Genomic DNA, 16,371 nt, shown 5'->3' with positions numbered 1-16,371 from the left:
CGCGCACGCCATCACTCCTGCGTCTTCAGCACCGTGTGCGTGAAGCCGTTCGCCGCCTGCGCGACCGACAGGCTCAACTGGTATTCCGAAATCGTGGTGGTCGCCGTCCACTGAAAATCCATCGCCTTCACCATCGTCATCATCGGATCGCTGCGGCTGTCGGCCATCGACGTCAGCATCTCGCTGCGATGCTTGTCGATGTTCGCGTACCGCGCGTCGAGATCGTTGCCGTAGGTGCGCAACCGCTCGACGAGCGACGACTGGTTCGCCTGCGCCGGTGTCATCTGCACGGCCGGCGCCGCATCCGCCGGTGCGCGCGACATCGCGACGCCCGACGAAGACGGCGGCGCGGCCGGCGATGCGCCCGGCTGCATCAGCGCATCGAACTGGCGCACCTGCACCGGATCGGACGTCGAGCCCGTCTGCTGCGCGGCTCCCGCGAGCGCGGCCGCGCCCGGCGGCGCCGCGCCTACGCCTGTCATTGACATGTTCATGCCCTCCTCGAGAAGCGGACGCCGGACCGGATGATCGGTCGGGCCCGCCCGGAACGGGCCGGCCGGCACGCGCATGGCCGCCACCGGGCGCCCTTCGCGGGCGGGCCCGGCACGCGACGTCGCGCGGCGCGGCCGGCGGCCGGCGTCATGCGCGGCCGGCCGAGCTCAGGTGTTGCGCGACCTGGGCGTTCGCCGTCCCCTCCTGCGCGGTCACGGCGTTGCTGGTTTCGAACGTCGCGGTCGACTGCTGGACCTGGAAGTTGATCTTCGTCAGTTCGAGCTGCGTCTTGGTCAGGTCGTCCGCCTGTTGCTGGACCTGGTTCGTGTTGGTTGCACCACCTGCTGCCTGCGTACCCATGTTGCGCTCCTTTACGTGAACTGCATCCACCTGGCGACGAGAGCCCCATGCTCCGCCGTCGACGTGAGCCGCCGCACGCTCGCGACGCCCCGCGTACTGTGCGCACCGCGCGCCGCGCGATGCGCATGACCTGTCGCGGCGCTAGTGCGCCGCCCCCTTCGATGCGCGTGCCGCCGCGGCACCGGCCGCCGAACCATCCGTCAACTGCGTCGGCACCGGCTGCGCGATCCCGGCCGCCGCACCGCTCGCGAGCGGCGCCACGGGCGGTGCCGGCACCGGCTCGGGCGCCTTCGCCTGCGGCCCGCCGAGCGGCATCGTGATGTGCTGGCCGTTGCGCTCGAACACGACTTCGTCCGGGCCGATCGACACGACCGTCGCGCCTTCCTTCAGCCGCGCACCTTCGAAATAGCGGCTGCCGTCGGCCGTCTCGATGTAGCGCTGGTCGCCGTCTCCGGCGAACACGGTCGTGATCTCCGGAATCCCGGCCGTCCCGCCCAGCGTCGTCGCCGTGCGCGGTGCGGCCGGATCGGCATCGCGCACGTGATCGACCACTTCGAGCGCCGGTCGCGCGTCCTTCATGTAGTTGCGGATGCGCGGCTCGATCTGCGCGCGCGCGGCCGTGCCGGTCACCTCGATCCGGCCACGGCCGAGATACGCGACCGTCAGTGCCGTGTCGCTGAAATAGGTCTGCGCGGTCGCGACCAGGTCGCTGACCACATAGATATTGCCGAGCGCCGCGTTGTCGACGCCCGCGACGATCTGCGCGACGCGTTCGCGCGCGGCCGGATCGCTCACGTAGCCCGACACGATCACGCCGTCGTCGCGCGGCGCGACGGCCAGCTCCGGGTACGCGCGCAGCAGTTGCTGCAGCCGGTGCGTGCGCGCGAGCACCGATTCGTGCTGCCACGGCAGGCGCCCCGACCACGTGACGAAGCCGTAGCCGAGCGCGCCGAGCAGCACGCCGAGCCACAGCGCGACCAGCGCGATCACGAGCCGCCGGCTGCCGAGGCGGCGCAGCCCGCCCGCGAGCCAGCCGAGCCACGCGGCCTCGCGCGCGGTGTCCGGCGCGCCGGCTTCATCCGGCAGCGCGACGCTCGCCTGCGCATGCCGCGCGATGCCGAGCCGGATCGAGCCGACCGTCACGACGTCCTGCGGCGTCAGCGAGCGGCGGCCCGCGCCGAGCGGCTCGTCGTTGAACAGCACCGGCGCGCCGGCGTCGCCGCCGTGGTTCTGCACCGTCACCGCGAGCGCACCGACCTGCAGGCATACCTGCTTCGCGCCGATCTCGCGATCGGGCAGGATCACCTCGCAGTCGGCCGCGGTGCCGACCCAGTTCGCGCCGCGCGCGAGCGACATCGTGCGGCCGTACATCGGCCCGCTCAGGAAGCACAGGTTCCACGGCGACGCGGGCGCGGCCGAACCGGCCCCCGCGCCTCCCGCGCCGCCGGGCAATGCGCCGTCGCCGTGCGGATCAATGATGCTCGTCGACATGCGTGGTGGCTCCTGCGGTCGTCGCCGCCGGCCGCGCCGCCGAATCGGACGGCGGCGGCAACGCGGGCGGCCCGAACTTCGTGCCGGGCAGCGGCTTCGGCGTCAGCGGCACCGCGACGTCGTTGTCCGGCGGGCGGTACATCGACATCCCTTCCGGGTTGGCCGGCCCGTCGGCGCCCGGGTTCACCGGCGAGCCGTCGGGCGCATACATCGACGCGGTCGTCACCACGCGCGGCGTCAACAGGTAGAACCGCTCCATGTGGTTGCCCGACTTGTCGGTGTACTTGAACAGGTTGCCGATCAGCGGAATGTCGGACAGCCAGGGCACGCCGCTCTTGTTCAGCCTGACCTCGTCGTCGTTGAAACCCGCGATCAGCAGGCTCTTGCCTTCGTCGATCATCGTCTTGGTGACGATGTTGCGCTGCTGGATCACCGGCACGTTCGACACGGCCTGCCCCGGCACGATGTTGCCGTCCTGGATGTCGATCGACATCATCACGCTCTGCGGGTTGCCGGACACGGCCGCCGCGTTGCGGATCGCCTCGTCGACGATCATCGGCGTCACCTTGATGCTCGTGCCGGTCGTCACGCTGTACAGCGACGAATCCTGGTAGCCGGGCACCTGCACGTAGAACTGCGTGAGGTTCTCGAGGATCGCCTCGGTGTTGTCGAGCGCGAGCACCTTCGGCTTCGATCGCAGTTGCGCCTGCCCTTTCTGCGCGAGCGCGTTCACGCGCGTGAGCAGGTAGTTGCGCAGCGACCCGCCGATCGACGCGGTGAGCGCGATGCCGGTCGGCATGAAGGTGCCCGTCTGCCCGGTTTCCGACGTGCCGATCCCGAACGTCAGCGGCGGATTGCCGGTGCCGTTGTACTGCGTGTTGCCGTTCAGCGGGTTCTGGCCGTTGCCGATCTGCACGTCGCCGTGCGTCGTGTGCAGGCGCCAGTCGATCCCGAGGCTGTCGAGCGAATCCTCGTTGATGTCGATGATCGTCACGTTGATCTCGACGATGCGCGGCCGCTCGTCGAGCTGGTTGATCAGCGACTGGTAGCGGTACATGTTCTCCGGCAGGTCGCGCACGATCACCGCGTTGATCGCCGGGTCGGCGACGATCTGCGGCAGCGTGTCGCCGCCGCCGTTCGAGAACGGCGAGAACCCGCTGCCCGTGCTGCCGTCCGCGCCGCCATAGCCGCCCTGGCGCGGGCCGCCCGAGATATCGGGGAAGTCGAGTCGCGGTACCGCGATCGTCAGCCCGGAGCCGAGCTTCACCTGGCGCGCCGCCTGCCCGAGCGACGGGTTCGACGGCGCCGCGGTCGTGTCGCCCACCTTGCCGAACAGCCGCCGCAGGATCGTCGCCACGCCCGGCACCGTCACTTCCTTGCCCGAGCGGTTGATCGTGAAATCAGACGCCCATCCGTACTTGAGCCGGAACGCGCGGATATCCGCATGCGCGCCGTTCGCCGACGGATCGCCCACCGAGCCCACCGCCTGCCGCACGAGTTCGACATAGCGGCGCGGGCCGGCCACGTACACGCTGTTCGCGCGGTCGTTGATCACCAGCGTGTAGCGCTTGTCGGGGATCTGCATCGCCTGCAGCGCGCGGCCGATTTCACCGGACGCATTCGGCGGAATCGGGATCATCTGCGTCTGCGACTGGTCGGCCGGATCGACGTACAGGAACGAACCGTCGTAGTACCAGGTCAGGCCGTAGGTCGAGCAGATCGTGTCGAGCGTCTGCTGCGGCGTACCGGAGAAGCGGCCGCTGATCACGCCGTCGACCTTCGGGTCGACCACGGCCGTCACGCCCTGCGACGACGCGAGCTCGCGGATGAAGTCGCCGATCTTCTTGCCGTTCGCGACGATCGTGAACGGCTTGTTGCGCCAGCGCAGGTCCGCGGCGCGCGCAGGCTGCGCGGGCGCCATGCACAGCGAGGCCGCGAGCAGCGCGGTCGCGCACACGGCAAGCGCGGCCCGTTGCAGGCTGCGCGGTTGAAACCGGATCGAGGCGACGCGTCGACGCATCAAAGGACTCCTGTTGAAGAAACGAACATGCGTTCCAGCGCCTGCTGCGCGAAGCGCAGCACTTCGCCGCCGAGCCAGCCCGACAGCAGCACGAGGGCGACCATCACGGCGATCAGCCGCACCGCGATGCCGATATTGGCGTCCTGCACCTGCGTGACGGCCTGCAGGATCGCGACGACGAGGCCGGTCACGGTGGCGATCAGCACGATCGGCAGCGACAGCAGCAGCACGAGCATCAGCGCCTGGCGCGTCAGGTCGAGGATCGTCGAACTCGTCATTGCACGGCTCCCGGCACGCGCACGTCGGCGCCCGCGCCGACCGTCCCGTCGTCCGGCGGGTTCTTGACCCAGCCGACCGTATGCAACTGCACGTCCTCCTCGACTTCCTGGTACGACAGCACCGCGAGGTCGGGCAGCACCGGCTGCAGGATCGTCTTCACGTAGCGGCGCGCGCCGAGCGCGACCATCACCGCGAGCCGCGCGACGCCCTGCGCCGTGCCGTGGCCGCCGGGGCCGGCCGCCTGCGCGGCCTGCACGATCGCGCGCACCTGCTCGCCGATGTCCTGCTTGACCGCGCTCGACAGCGCGAGGAAATTGCCCTGCTTCGTGCGCATCACCGCACGCTCGATCCGCTCCTGCAGGTTCTGCTCGAACAGCACGACCCGCAGCTGGCGCGTCGTGCCCGCGTGGCGGTCGGTGATCATCCGGCGCAGGTCGACACGCACGAGCTCGACCAGCGCGATCACGTCGTCGGGTTCGTTCGGCGCCCAGGTGATCAGGCTCTCGAAGATCACGCGCAGATTGCGGATCGGCACCTGTTCCGCCAGCAGCCGGCGCAACACCTCGGTCACGCGCTGCAGCGGCACGAGCCGCGTCAGTTCGCCGACGAGCTCCGGATGGTCGCGGCGCACCAGGTGCACGAGCGCCTGCGTCTCCTGGATGCCGAGCAATTCGTCCGCGTGCTGGCGCACGATCTGCTCGACGTGTGCGGCAAGCGCGCTTTCGCTCGACAGCCACTTGCCGTCGGGCGCAGCGCCGTCGGGCTTGATCCACAGCGCGGTCGCGAACGGGCCGAACGCTTCGGCCGGCTGGCGCTCCGCGCGCTCGGGCAGCGGCGCGACGCCGTCCCACAGCAGCCAGCCCGGCTTCAGCGCGCCTTGCGCGGCGAGCACGTCCTGCAGGTAGATCCGGTACGTGCCGGCCGCCGCGCCTTCGTCGTCGTTCAGCGTGATGCGCGGGAACACCGTGCCGATGTCCGCGTCCACGCGCGCCTTCGCGCTCGACAGAGCAGCCTGCAGGTGCGCGAGGTTCAGGTTCGTGCGCAGGTCGTCGGACAGCGACACCGCGATCAGCGACGTGACGCCGGCCGCATGCGACACCTTCGCGGGCTGGCCGTCGTCGGCCGCGCCGGCGCGCCCCGCGACATGGATCAGGTTGAAGCTCGGCGCGGCCGTCTTGCGCCTGAGCTGCGAGAACGCGAACGCGCCGAGGCCGAGCGCGATCAGCGCGAACGACCATTTCGGGAAACCGGGCACGACGAGGAAGCCGCTCAGCACGAACGCCGCGATCAGCAACGCGCGCGGATGCGCGCCCAGCTGCTCGCCGAGCTGTTCGCCGAGCTGGCGCTGCCGCGCATCGCGCGTCGCGACGCGCGTCGTGACGATGCCGGCCGCGATCGACACGAGCAGCGACGGGATCTGCGACGCCATCCCGTCGCCGACCGTCAGGATCGCGTAACGTTGCAGCGCCTCGCCGATATCCATACCGTGCATCAGCGTGCCGACCGCGATCCCCGCGACGATGTTGATGAAGGCGATCACGAGGCCCGCGATCGCGTCGCCCTTCACGAACTTCATCGCACCGTCCATCGCGCCGTGCATCTGCGATTCCTGCTCGAGCTTCTCGCGGCGTTCGCGCGCTTCGTCGGCGCTGATGATGCCCGCGCGCAGGTCCGCGTCGATGCTCATCTGCTTGCCCGGCATCGCATCGAGCGAGAAGCGCGCGCCGACCTCGGCCACGCGCTCCGACCCTTTCGCGATCACGATGAACTGGACGACTGCGATCACGAGGAACACCACGCCGCCCACCACGACGTTGTTGCCGACCACGAGCCGCCCGAACGCGTCGATCACGTGACCCGCGTTCGCGTGCAGCAGGATCAGCTTGCACGACGCGATATTCAGCGCGAGCCGGAACAGCGTCGTGAACAGCAGCAGCGCGGGAAACGACGAGAAGCTGACCGCCGACGGCACGTAGGTCGACACCGTCAGCAACACGACGCTCGCGGCGAGATTCAGCGAGATCATGCCGTCGAGCGCGGCCTGCGGCAGCGGCAGGATGAACAGCGCGACGACGGCGACGATGAACGTCGCGAGGAACAGGTCGGCGCGCGGCGACGCGCCCCCGAGGCGCCGTCCGGACACGCCGCGGCCAGCGGAAAACAACCGCTGCCAGTCGCGGGGGAGCGCCTTCGGTTCTGCCATCGTGCCGTCGTCCTGTCGTTCTTGCCGGCTCGCACGGGCCACCCTGCCCCATGTCGCACGGACCGTTGAATGGGACGAGTGTAGCGACGGGGAACGACGGAAAAAGGGAGGCGCCTCGTAGCGTGAAAGCGCGTTTTCCGACGACGATCGAATCGGACTACGAAACCCGGCGGCGCGTGTCGGCACGCGCCGCCGGAACCGCTTCCATCGCGCGCCGGGCCGCCGGCGCGCGCGTCACGCGGACGTCAGGTCGGACGGCAGGCGCCGTGCGGCGAGGTACGCGAGCTGCGCGCGGTTCTGCACGTTGAAGAGCTTTTCGAGCGAGCGGATGTGGTGACCGACCTTGTGCAGCGACGTGCGCAGCGCGCTCGCGATCTCCTGGTCGGACAGCCCGTGCACGAGCCGGTCGAGCACCTGCTGCTGCTCGTCGCCGAGCGCGAAGCCGCGCATGCGCGCGATGCGCGCCTCGAGGAACGGCAGCGCGACGCGATGCACGGCGAGGCTCACCGACAGCGCGCCGCCGATCACCCGATCGTCGATCCAGTCGGTGCCGTGCGTCTCCGACGTCACGTTCACCGCGACACGCAGGTCGAGACGCGGCGCCGACAGGCCGAAGATCACGCCGCTGTTCATCGCGTGCGCGCGCAGATGGCCGGCAAGCGCCAGCACCTTGCGGTCGCCGCTGCCCTGCGCGGCCGCCTCGATCTCGTCGAGCCGCCACGCGACCGGAAAGCCGCTCTGCCGCACCTGCGCGAACCGCGGGTCGCTTTCGTAGAGCATGCCTTCGATGAACGGCTGCATGAACGTCGCGGGAGCGAGATCGCGCAACAAGTGCGCGCACAGGATGCGCCGCCCGATCATTTCATACGCACCGTAACCGAGCGTGCTGAATCCGATTTGCCGCAATCGCGCATGGCATTGCGCGAAATCGACCGGTGCGAAGTCGGATTTACCGGGCGCAATTGAGATGCCGGTAAAAAAGTCGCGTTCGATTGCCTGATATTCGCTCGAATAAGCGGCCGCAGCCGTTATATCGGCTTGTGAGAACCATTCGACGCGTGGTGCGCCGTCAGCATGTGTCATGAGGAGCCCGCCCTTTCCCAATATGTGAAACTGCGCCCCGTCACGATCTGGTCTTTTCTTTATGATTTTCTGGTCGTCGTTATATGCGTGCGAGTATGGATCTTTCGCCGCCATTCGTATTACGGCATATTACGCAGATACGAGCATTTTTGTACAATGCCCCCGCGTTTCGTCAGGGATGACGATCGGCGCATATCAAAACGATGCTCGATCGCACCGCCGTGAATGCCGTACACGATACGGCCGCCGCCAGGCGATGCGCGTCGATTCCGAGGGATGGCTCATGTCCGATATTGCATTGCATGAAGAAGCGGTCGCCTCCACCATGTCCCGCCCGTCGCGTGGGTTGAACGCATGCGCGGATGCGCTGCGGGAGCGCGCCGTGCAGGTCGTCTGGTGCGACGACGTGAAACGCGGCGACGTCGCGCAGCCGCACGCGCCGAAGCTCGGCGTCGCCGATACGCTCGCGCACGCGCAGAGCACGGCCGAGCGCAACCGGATCGTCACGAGCCTGCTGCATCTGACGGGCTTCTCGACGTTCGCGTACTTCGCGCTCGAATTCGCGCGCGAGCGGGTCGAAAGCCTGTACCTGCACGAAGCGTTCACACCGGCCACCTATCGCGGCGACTACGTGCGGCACCACCACCACGACATCGATCCGCGCACGCTCGGCGCACGCGTCTGCAACATGCCGATCGTGTGGGACCTGCAGCAGTTGCGTCGCGAACACCGCGAGCGCGACGACGGCCCGCGCGTGACGCCGGCCGCGCTCGACGGCTTCCTGCAGACGATGCAGGACGACGGGATGTGCAGCGGCATCATGTATTCGATGGCCGTGCCCGGCACGCGGCTGCATGCGTTCATGAGCTTCACCGCGCCGCGCCGCACGCGCGAATGGATCACGCCGGCGACGATCGAGCAGGCACTGTCGATCGGGCTGTCGGTGCACAAGTTCGCGTCGCCGCAACTGATCTCCACGTCGCGCGAGCGCGCTGTGAACGGGCTCACGCCGTTCGAGCAGGAACTGCTGCTCGGCATCGCCGAAGGCGCCTCCGACAAGGAGATCGGCCGGCGCCTCGACACGAGCGCACACAACGTCGACTATCACCTGCGCAAGCTGCGCAAGCGCTTCGGCGTCGCGAACCGGATCCAGCTCACGTACCTGACGTCGAAGCTCGAGCTGATCTGACGGCCGCGCAACGCGTGCGGCGTGCCGCAGCCGGCGCGTAAACGCACATGCCGGCCACGGAGGCCGGCATGTACGGGTTGCGGCGCGGTGCCGGGTCCGGCGCCGCTTCCTGGAAGACGACCTGCGTTACTTCAGCAGCGTCATCTGCACGACCTTGACGATCACCAGACCGACCGCGATCACGAGATAGCCGCGCAGCACGGCCATCCAGATTCGCGTCGCCACCGTCATGTTCTGCGGCTCGAGCGTGTCGAGCGGCGGCATGCGCCACGTGTCGCGCAGCGAGCGGTCGACGGCCGGCTCGATCACGCGCTTGTTGCGGCGGATCAATACCGTGGCGATGTAGCCCGTGATCGCGAGCACGGTGCCGCCAACCAGCACGTCGACGATCGCTTCGCCGCTGATATCCGGATACATCACCGATGCCGTGAGGATGATCGACAGCAGTACGAGTACCCAGATCACTGCGCCGGTGAACACGTTGAGCTTCGTCGAGTTGACCCACGGGCCGAGCACCTGACGATCATTGCACAGCACCAGCAGGAACACCGTCGCGCTCGGCAGCAGCACGCCCGCGAGCGTCTGCACGGCTTCGGTCAGCAGGCCGAGCGGGCTGCCCGGAATCAGCACGAGCGTGGCCGCGGCCGCGACGATGCCGAAATACACGAGATAGAAGCCCTTCGCATCGGACACGCCGCGATGCAGCGAGTGGCGGATCTTGAACACGTCGCCGATCGCATAGGCGGTCGACAACGATACGGCTGCCGCGCCGATGATGCACGCGTCGAGCAGCGCCACCGCGAACAGCGTCGCGCTCGTGCGGCCCGCATATTTCTCGAGGCCGGCGATGATGCCGCCCGCATCGGTGAAGTTGCCGGCTTCCGGATGCCCGTTGAACAGCGCGGCGCTGAACCCGATCATCGCAACCGCGCCGATCAGCACGAACATGATGCCGATCCACAGGTCGGCCTTCTCATACTTCATGAAGCGCGGCGTGATGCGCTTGTCGATCACGTAGCTCTGCTGGAAGAACAGCTGCCACGGCGCGACGGTCGTACCGACGATGCCGATCACGAGCAGCATCACGTCCGACAGCTTCGCGTGCGCGGGCCAGTTCGGCACGAAGAAATCGCGCGACATCTGCGCGACGGGCGGATGGATCGACACGAGCACCGGCACGAGCAGCAGGCTGAGCACGCACAGCCCGATCGCAAACCGTTCGAAGCGCCTGAAATCCCCGGTACTCACCGCGGCCATGGTCAACGCCGCGGCTACGCACACGCCGGCCACCTTTGGCAGCCCGAAGAAATCCAGCACGAACGTGATGCCGATGAACTCGGTGACGATGGTGAGCGCATTGAGCAGGAACAGGTCGATCACGCTGAACGCCCCCCAGAACTTGCCGAAGCGCTCGAAGATCAGCCGTGCGTGGCCGACACCCGTGACCGCGCCGAGGCGCAGCACCATTTCCTGGTTCACGTACAGCACGGGCACGAGCAGCAGCAGCGTCCACAGCAGCGTCGTGCCGTAGTTCTGGCCGGCTTGCGTGTAGGTGCCGAATGCGCCGGCGTCGTTGTCGCCCACCATCACGATGAGGCCGGGCCCGATGATCGCGAGCAGCGTACGCAGGCGCGCCCACCACGTGCCGCGCGAGCCGGTGTCGTGGTGCGCGATCGTACCGAGTGCACCGCGGATATCGCCCAGGTGGGCTTCGTCGAGCACGGCGCTGCGTTCGACGGCGATCGGTGGAGAAACGTTGGATGGCGTGGACATGATGTGTTCCGTACGGCTAATGGTTATTCGATGCGATGAGCGTGTGGTCTTGGAATGCGCACGCGGCGCCTGCCCGCAGGCAGTTGCACGTGCGCATGCCGAGACGCGCTCGGCGCGTCTTTCAGTGGATCAACGATTTCAGCTGGTTCAACAGGCGGGTGAACACGCGCGGACGGGCGTCGAGGTTCAGCATCGCGTCGTAGTGGTTACGCGATTCCGTGACGTGCGGGAGATTCGACAGCAGAAGGCCGAAGTTCATGGTCTGGCTCCGTGCGGCGACGGCAGGCGTGCCGGCCGCGTTTGGGTGCGGGGCCAGTCCGGGGCCTGAACGACGTGTCAGGCTAATGCGCCGGATTGTCCCTGCGACCCGGGTTCAAAAGGGTCTGTGTATGCAACGGGCATAAGGGACAACTGTCACTGTCGTTCATGGCGGCTCCTGTGCGGTGTTCCGGAGAACACGGTTGACCGCCGTCAGGCCTGCGGGCCGGGATTCGCGACGCAGGAAAAAGCGTGCGCGAACGCGGCCGCCTGCCAGGCGGCGGTGAAACCGGCGGGCGCATGCGAAAACGCATCACGCTAACCGGCGCGAATCAGGGTGCACGTAGGGAGTTACTGCGGAATACTGCTGCGCGCACCGTTTGCCTGGGAGACAAACGGCGGCTTCGATGAGGCGCGGACGTCGGTCGCTCAGGCGGAAATTTCGTTCGAAGATCGACTACTGCAGGCGTCCAAGGCGGCGGCCCCAAGAGTGAAGATGGCGGATTCTATGGACGGCCCGAAAGTGAAGTCAACCCCTCGAAACCCCATTTCTCGAAATAATTTTCGCGTGTCGCGGCACTGAAAGAATTGCCCTTGAAAACACGCGGCGCAACCTTTCAGGGCGCGCCGTGGGGCAACGGTCGATGCGTATGAACAACGGGGCGGCGCCTCCCCTCGTGTGCATTCGTTGCCCGACCCACTCGGTCACGAGCCGCCGAGGCGTCCGCGCAACGTGCGCCATTTTTATGCGTTTTTTACTTGCGCCGCAGCAAACGACACGAATACAATCCGCCGCAATTCATCAAGGGAGTCCCTCCGTGGACACATGCTCTAGTTGCAGTTCGATGCCGGTCCAGGCCGGCCAAGCCATCGCGAGATAGCAGCCAGACGCATGTCTTTCGCCGCTAACTCGCATTCGTCGGGTTAGCGCGCTTCCTCCCGGGCCGGTCATCGCCGGTTCGTCCGTTGCACGCTCCGTTACGTTCCACCCTCCGATCGCAGGCCGCGTCATGCGCCCGCGCTCGACCACGTCGTCCGGCCCGAGCCGGACACGACGGAGGCAGCGTCATGTTTTTTCAATCGTTCGCGGTCAGACTCAAGCGCATCGTGCATGTCGCATGCGACCGCTCATTCGTCTCCGGCCTGTCGCCGCTCGCCCACGCGTTCAGCAACTGGCGCGGCACGGCGCTCGCCCACGTGCCGGCGGCGCCCCGCCCGCTCGACTGCCTGCTGGTCGCCGTGATGGCCGCCGCGGTCGCCCTCGTCGCGCTGCTGTGCTCGGCCGCGCCGCGCCTCGGCTTCGCACAGGTGGGGCGCGTCGGCGGCTGGCTGCCGTAAGCCCCCCGTCGCGCGGCAGTGCCACGCGCCAGGTGCCGCCGCGCGACCGTCTCGCCACATTTCCCGCATCACGTTTTCGTTTCGTCAGCTTAACTAATCAAACCGTCAACGGAACCCACATGAAGAACTACCTCGGACCCGTCCCGCGCAAGCTCCGCCTCAACGCGCTCGCCGCGCTCATGCTGTCGCTCGCCGCCGCGCCCGCGTTCGCGCAAGCGTCGTCGCCGGCCGCGGCCGAACCGGCGGCCGGCGCCAGCGACGCCGCCGCTCCCGCACAACAGGCCGCCGATGCTGCCGCGCCCGCTCCCACCGGCTTCTGGGAGCGCTCGAACCTGCTCGGCAACATGGGCGGCCTGCGCGACGTGCTCGGCGATCACGGCATCACGCTGAGCCTGCAGGAAACCAGCGAGTACCTGTACAACACGTCGGGCGGCACGAATCGCGGCGGCGCGTACCAGGGGCTCACGCAATTCGGTTTCAACGTCGACACGGGCAAGGCGGTCGGGCTGCCGGGCGGCACGTTCAACGTGTCGGCGCTGCAGATTCACGGCACCAACCTCACGCAGCGCAATCTGCAGACGCTGCAGACCGCGACCGGCATCGAGGCGAATTCGACCACGCGCCTGTGGGAGCTCTGGTACCAGCAGTCGCTGCTCGACGGCAAGGTCGACGTGAAGGTCGGCCAGCAAAGCGTCGACCAGGAATTCATGGTGAGCCAGAACGCGGCGACGTTCATGAACGCCACGTTCGGCTGGCCCGTGCTGCCGTCGACCGACCTGCCGGCCGGCGGCCCCGCGTACCCGCTGTCGTCGCTCGGCGTGCGGCTGCGCGTGAAGCCGGCCGATGCGTGGACCGCGATGGTCGGCGTGTTCGACGGCAATCCGGCCGGCCGCACCGACGGCGATGCGCAGGTGCTGAACGCGCACGGCACCAACTTCAACCTGCGCAGCGGCGCATACGTGATCGGCGAAGTGCAGTACGCGCTGAACGCGCCGCCCGCCGATCCGAAGGCGCCGCAGCCGGTTGGCCTGCCGGGCACGTACAAGCTCGGCTTCTGGTATCAGTCGCAGCATGCGAACGATCCGCGCTACGGCACCGACGGCCTGTCGCTCGCGAATCCGGAAAGCAACGGCATTGCCGCCACCCATCGCGGCAACTACGGGTTCTACGCAGTCGCGGACCAGATGGTGTGGCGGCCGTCGGCCGACAGCCCGCGCTCGGTCAACGTGTTCGCGCGCGTGATGGGCGCGCCGGGCGATCGCAACATCGTCGATTTCGCGGCCAACGCCGGCGTGACGCTGAAGGCGCCGTTCAAGGGGCGCGACAACGACGTCGCGGGTATTGCGGTCGGCTACGCGAAAGTCGGCTCGCACGCGCGCGGCCTCGACGGCGACACCGGCGTCTACACGACGCCCGGCTACCCGGTGCGCCGCGCGGAGACGGTCGTCGAAGCGACCTACCAGTACCAGGTCACGCCGTGGTGGCAACTGCAGGCCGACCTGCAGCACTTCTTCCGCCCGGGCGGCGGCATCCCGAACCCGAACGCGGCCGGTGCGCGCATCGGCGACGAAACGGTGGTCGGCGTGCGCACGACGATCACGTTCTGAAGCACGGCCTGAAGCGAACACGGGCCGGACGGCCGCTTGCGCGACCGGCCGGCCCGTGGGTTCTCTTGCAACACCAGCGCGCGGCCCGCGCCGCGCGTCACTCGCCGTACAGCCCGAGCAGTTTCAGCGTCACGCCGTTGGTCCAGCCGAAGCCGTCCTGCAACGGATACTCGCCTCCGCCGCCGCCGCCCGTGCCGGCGCCTTCGACCACGTACTTCTCGACGAGCTTGCCTTCGGTCGCATACACATGCTTCACGTCGGACAGGAAACGCGTGCCGATGTCCTTCGCGAGCGCCGGTTCGCCATAGCGGCGCAGCCCGTCGATCGCGATCCACTGCAACGGCGCCCAGCCGTTCGGCGCATCCCACTGCTGCCCGGTGTTCTCGGTGGTCGTCACGAGGCCGCCCGGCTGCAGCAGCGTCTTGCGCACCTCGCGCGCGGTCGCCTTCGCGCGCTCGGGCCACGCCACGCCCGCGAACAGCGGATACAGCGCAGCGGCCGTCACGGCGTCGCGCGGATTGCGCAATTGCCAGTCGTAGTCGCCGTAGTAGCCTTTGCGGTTCCACAGATAGCGGTTGATCGCGGCCGCGCGCCGCGCCGCGCGCGCGGAAAAATCGGTCACGCACGCAACGTCGCGCGTGACCGCGCAGCCCTTCACGATCGTCGTCTCGAGATGGAACATCAGGCTGTTCAGGTCGACCGGCACGATCGACGTCGTGCGGATCGTCGCGAGCGTCTTGCCGTCGCCGAACCAGCGCGAACTGTAGTCCCAGCCGCTTTCGGCACCCGCGCGCAGGTCGCGATAGACCTCGTTCGCCGGACGCCCCGGCGCCGACTTCGCGGTCGTCACGTCCTCGAGATACGACTCGTCGCGCGGCGTATCGCTCGCGTCCCAGTAGCGGTTCAGCACCGCGCCGTCGGGCATCGCGACTACATTGCGCGTGGCCTGCCCGCGCGGTGTCGTGGCTTCGCCCTGCATCCAGTACGCATATTCCTTGCGCAGTGCCGGCAGGTATTTCTGATAGACCTTGTCGCCTTCGGCCTGCGCGGCGAGCGTGACCATGTACGCGAAGAACGGCGGCTGCGAGCGGCTCGCGTAGTACGTGCGGTTGCCGTTCGGGATGTGCCCGATCGTATCGATCAGGTGGGCGAAGTTGTCGAGCATGTCGTCGACGAGATCCTCGCGGCCCGACACCTGCAACCCGAGCATCGTGAAATAGGTATCCCAGTAGTAGCCTTCGCGGAAGCGGCCGCCGGGCACGACATACGGTTTCGGCAGCGGGATCAGCGAGCTGTACGGCGGCACCGTCGTGCTCGTGCGCGTGAGCTGCGGCCACAGCCAGTCGATGTGCTGGCGCAGCGTCTGGTTCGGCGGGGGCGTCACGCCGCCTTCCGGCGGCGGCGTGAAATGCTGCGCGACAAACGCCTTCAGCGAGAAGCCCGGCTGCGATTTCTGTTGCTGATACAACTGCACGATCGTCGCGGGATCGCTATCGGGCGTCGCGTCGACGAAGGTCTTCTGGTCGGGATAGATCTGCGCGGTCTGCACCGCGACGAACAGGTCGCCGTAGAGCTGGCTCGGCGGCGGCAGCAGCGTGCCCGATGCGGCGGTGGCAATTGCAGCTGTTGCCGGCGGTGGCGACTGGGCAGCGGCCTGGTTCGCGTTGTCGGCCTGCGCGGCGCAGCCGGCAACGGCGAGATAGGCGACGGCCAGTGCGGCGGCCCAGCGAAGACGCGGCGTGGGCGGCGCGGGTGGCGGTGCGAGTCGGGCTGCGGAACGACTTGAGAAGCGACTCGAGATGCGCGATGCGATCGATGCGACACGATGTGACGTCATGACGTGTCCCCTCCTTTCGATGGTGAGTGGGTCGGCACGAGGTCTCGTTCGCGCGCGCGCTCGTCTCGATGGCCTTCGATCGATGCGCGTCGTTTTGTGGTGCGAGTGGGCCCGACTTTCGCACGAAACGTGCACATCAAGCAAGTTTCGATTCGGGCGACTCGCGCAGAAAACCGCGCCTGGCTCGCCACTCGTGCCTCGCCGAGCGCCCCGCTGCATCGACGCGCCCTCTCACGATCGCGAGCAGAGCATGCGCGACGACGTCGGGCGCAGCGCATCGCACGGCCCGAGCCCGACCCTGAACCCGTGCAGCAGCGACGCGCAGTCGTTCTTTCCACGCCACCGCCAACCAGGACGACTGTTGCAACATGCGGAACAACTGTTGTCGTACGTGACTCAACGGTCACATTGTGGGCATAATGGCGTCTTTACCGCGCGCCC

Annotated in this window: 13 protein-coding genes; 3 read left to right on the top strand and 10 right to left on the bottom strand. The window is 68.0% G+C overall.

All coding sequences use genetic code 11. From position 1 onward, the window contains the following. Positions 1-11 precede the first annotated feature (11 nt). From FFS49_RS03185 to FFS49_RS03155, 7 genes are all read right to left on the bottom strand, one after another. A complete protein-coding gene (locus FFS49_RS03185) occupies positions 12-488 on the bottom strand; it encodes a hypothetical protein (protein ID WP_105818381.1) in 477 nt (158 codons plus the stop codon). 151 nt (positions 489-639) lie between these two features. Further along, positions 640-852: a hypothetical protein gene (locus FFS49_RS03180; RefSeq protein ID WP_034180511.1), complete on the bottom strand. Its 213-nt coding sequence runs from the start codon at positions 850-852 to the stop codon at positions 640-642. 141 nt (positions 853-993) lie between these two features. Next, positions 994-2,343, bottom strand: coding sequence for a type III secretion system inner membrane ring subunit SctD (gene sctD / locus FFS49_RS03175; RefSeq protein WP_105818123.1), 1,350 nt, complete (start codon positions 2,341-2,343; stop codon positions 994-996). Continuing rightward, positions 2,324-4,363: a type III secretion system outer membrane ring subunit SctC gene (gene sctC, locus FFS49_RS03170; RefSeq protein ID WP_105818124.1), complete on the bottom strand. Its 2,040-nt coding sequence runs from the start codon at positions 4,361-4,363 to the stop codon at positions 2,324-2,326. The genes sctD and sctC overlap by 20 nt, the downstream gene beginning before the upstream one ends. Then, positions 4,363-4,641 carry a type III secretion system export apparatus subunit SctS gene (gene sctS / locus FFS49_RS03165; protein WP_006480854.1) on the bottom strand — a complete coding sequence of 93 codons (279 nt, stop codon included), beginning with the start codon at positions 4,639-4,641 and terminating at the stop codon, positions 4,363-4,365. Before sctS ends, sctC begins: the two co-directional genes overlap by 1 nt. Continuing rightward, positions 4,638-6,845, bottom strand: a complete 2,208-nt coding sequence (sctV, locus tag FFS49_RS03160; RefSeq protein WP_105818125.1) for a type III secretion system export apparatus subunit SctV — start codon at positions 6,843-6,845, stop codon at positions 4,638-4,640. The genes sctS and sctV overlap by 4 nt, the downstream gene beginning before the upstream one ends. Positions 6,846-7,079: 234 nt before the next feature. Next, positions 7,080-7,928 (bottom strand): autoinducer binding domain-containing protein, encoded by an 849-nt coding sequence (locus FFS49_RS03155; protein WP_039360863.1) that lies wholly within the window; start codon positions 7,926-7,928, stop codon positions 7,080-7,082. A 283-nt stretch (positions 7,929-8,211) separates the two neighbouring features. Between FFS49_RS03155 and FFS49_RS03150 the strand changes: the two genes are divergently transcribed. Beyond that, positions 8,212-9,117, top strand: a complete 906-nt coding sequence (locus tag FFS49_RS03150) for a LuxR family transcriptional regulator (RefSeq protein WP_039361024.1) — start codon at positions 8,212-8,214, stop codon at positions 9,115-9,117. A gap of 126 nt (positions 9,118-9,243) precedes the next feature. Here FFS49_RS03150 and FFS49_RS03145 read toward each other — a convergent pair whose 3' ends face one another. Beyond that, positions 9,244-10,890 carry an Nramp family divalent metal transporter gene (locus FFS49_RS03145; RefSeq protein WP_071333577.1) on the bottom strand — a complete coding sequence of 549 codons (1,647 nt, stop codon included), beginning with the start codon at positions 10,888-10,890 and terminating at the stop codon, positions 9,244-9,246. Positions 10,891-11,011: 121 nt separating this feature from the next. Next, the gene (locus FFS49_RS41855; RefSeq protein ID WP_171026714.1) at positions 11,012-11,149 is read right to left on the bottom strand and encodes a hypothetical protein; all 138 of its coding nucleotides are present in this window, start codon (positions 11,147-11,149) and stop codon (positions 11,012-11,014) included. Positions 11,150-12,216: 1,067 nt separating this feature from the next. Between FFS49_RS41855 and FFS49_RS03140 the strand changes: the two genes are divergently transcribed. Further along, complete coding sequence (locus tag FFS49_RS03140; protein ID WP_039360861.1) at positions 12,217-12,486, top strand: hypothetical protein; 270 nt, start codon at positions 12,217-12,219, stop codon at positions 12,484-12,486. Positions 12,487-12,605: 119 nt separating this feature from the next. Next, entirely contained in the window at positions 12,606-14,093 is a 1,488-nt protein-coding gene (locus FFS49_RS03135) for a carbohydrate porin (RefSeq protein ID WP_105818126.1), read from the top strand. Between the two features lie 97 nt (positions 14,094-14,190). Here the strand turns inward: FFS49_RS03135 and treA are convergent, their stop codons facing one another. Continuing rightward, the gene (gene treA, locus FFS49_RS03130) at positions 14,191-15,930 is read right to left on the bottom strand and encodes an alpha,alpha-trehalase TreA (protein WP_105818127.1); all 1,740 of its coding nucleotides are present in this window, start codon (positions 15,928-15,930) and stop codon (positions 14,191-14,193) included. Positions 15,931-16,371: the final 441 nt, after the last annotated feature.

This window comes from Burkholderia sp. 4NA327C6, from assembly GCF_005502655.1.
GTDB lineage: Bacteria > Pseudomonadota > Gammaproteobacteria > Burkholderiales > Burkholderiaceae > Burkholderia > Burkholderia contaminans.
This window is presented reverse-complemented; position numbering and strand designations above follow the sequence as displayed.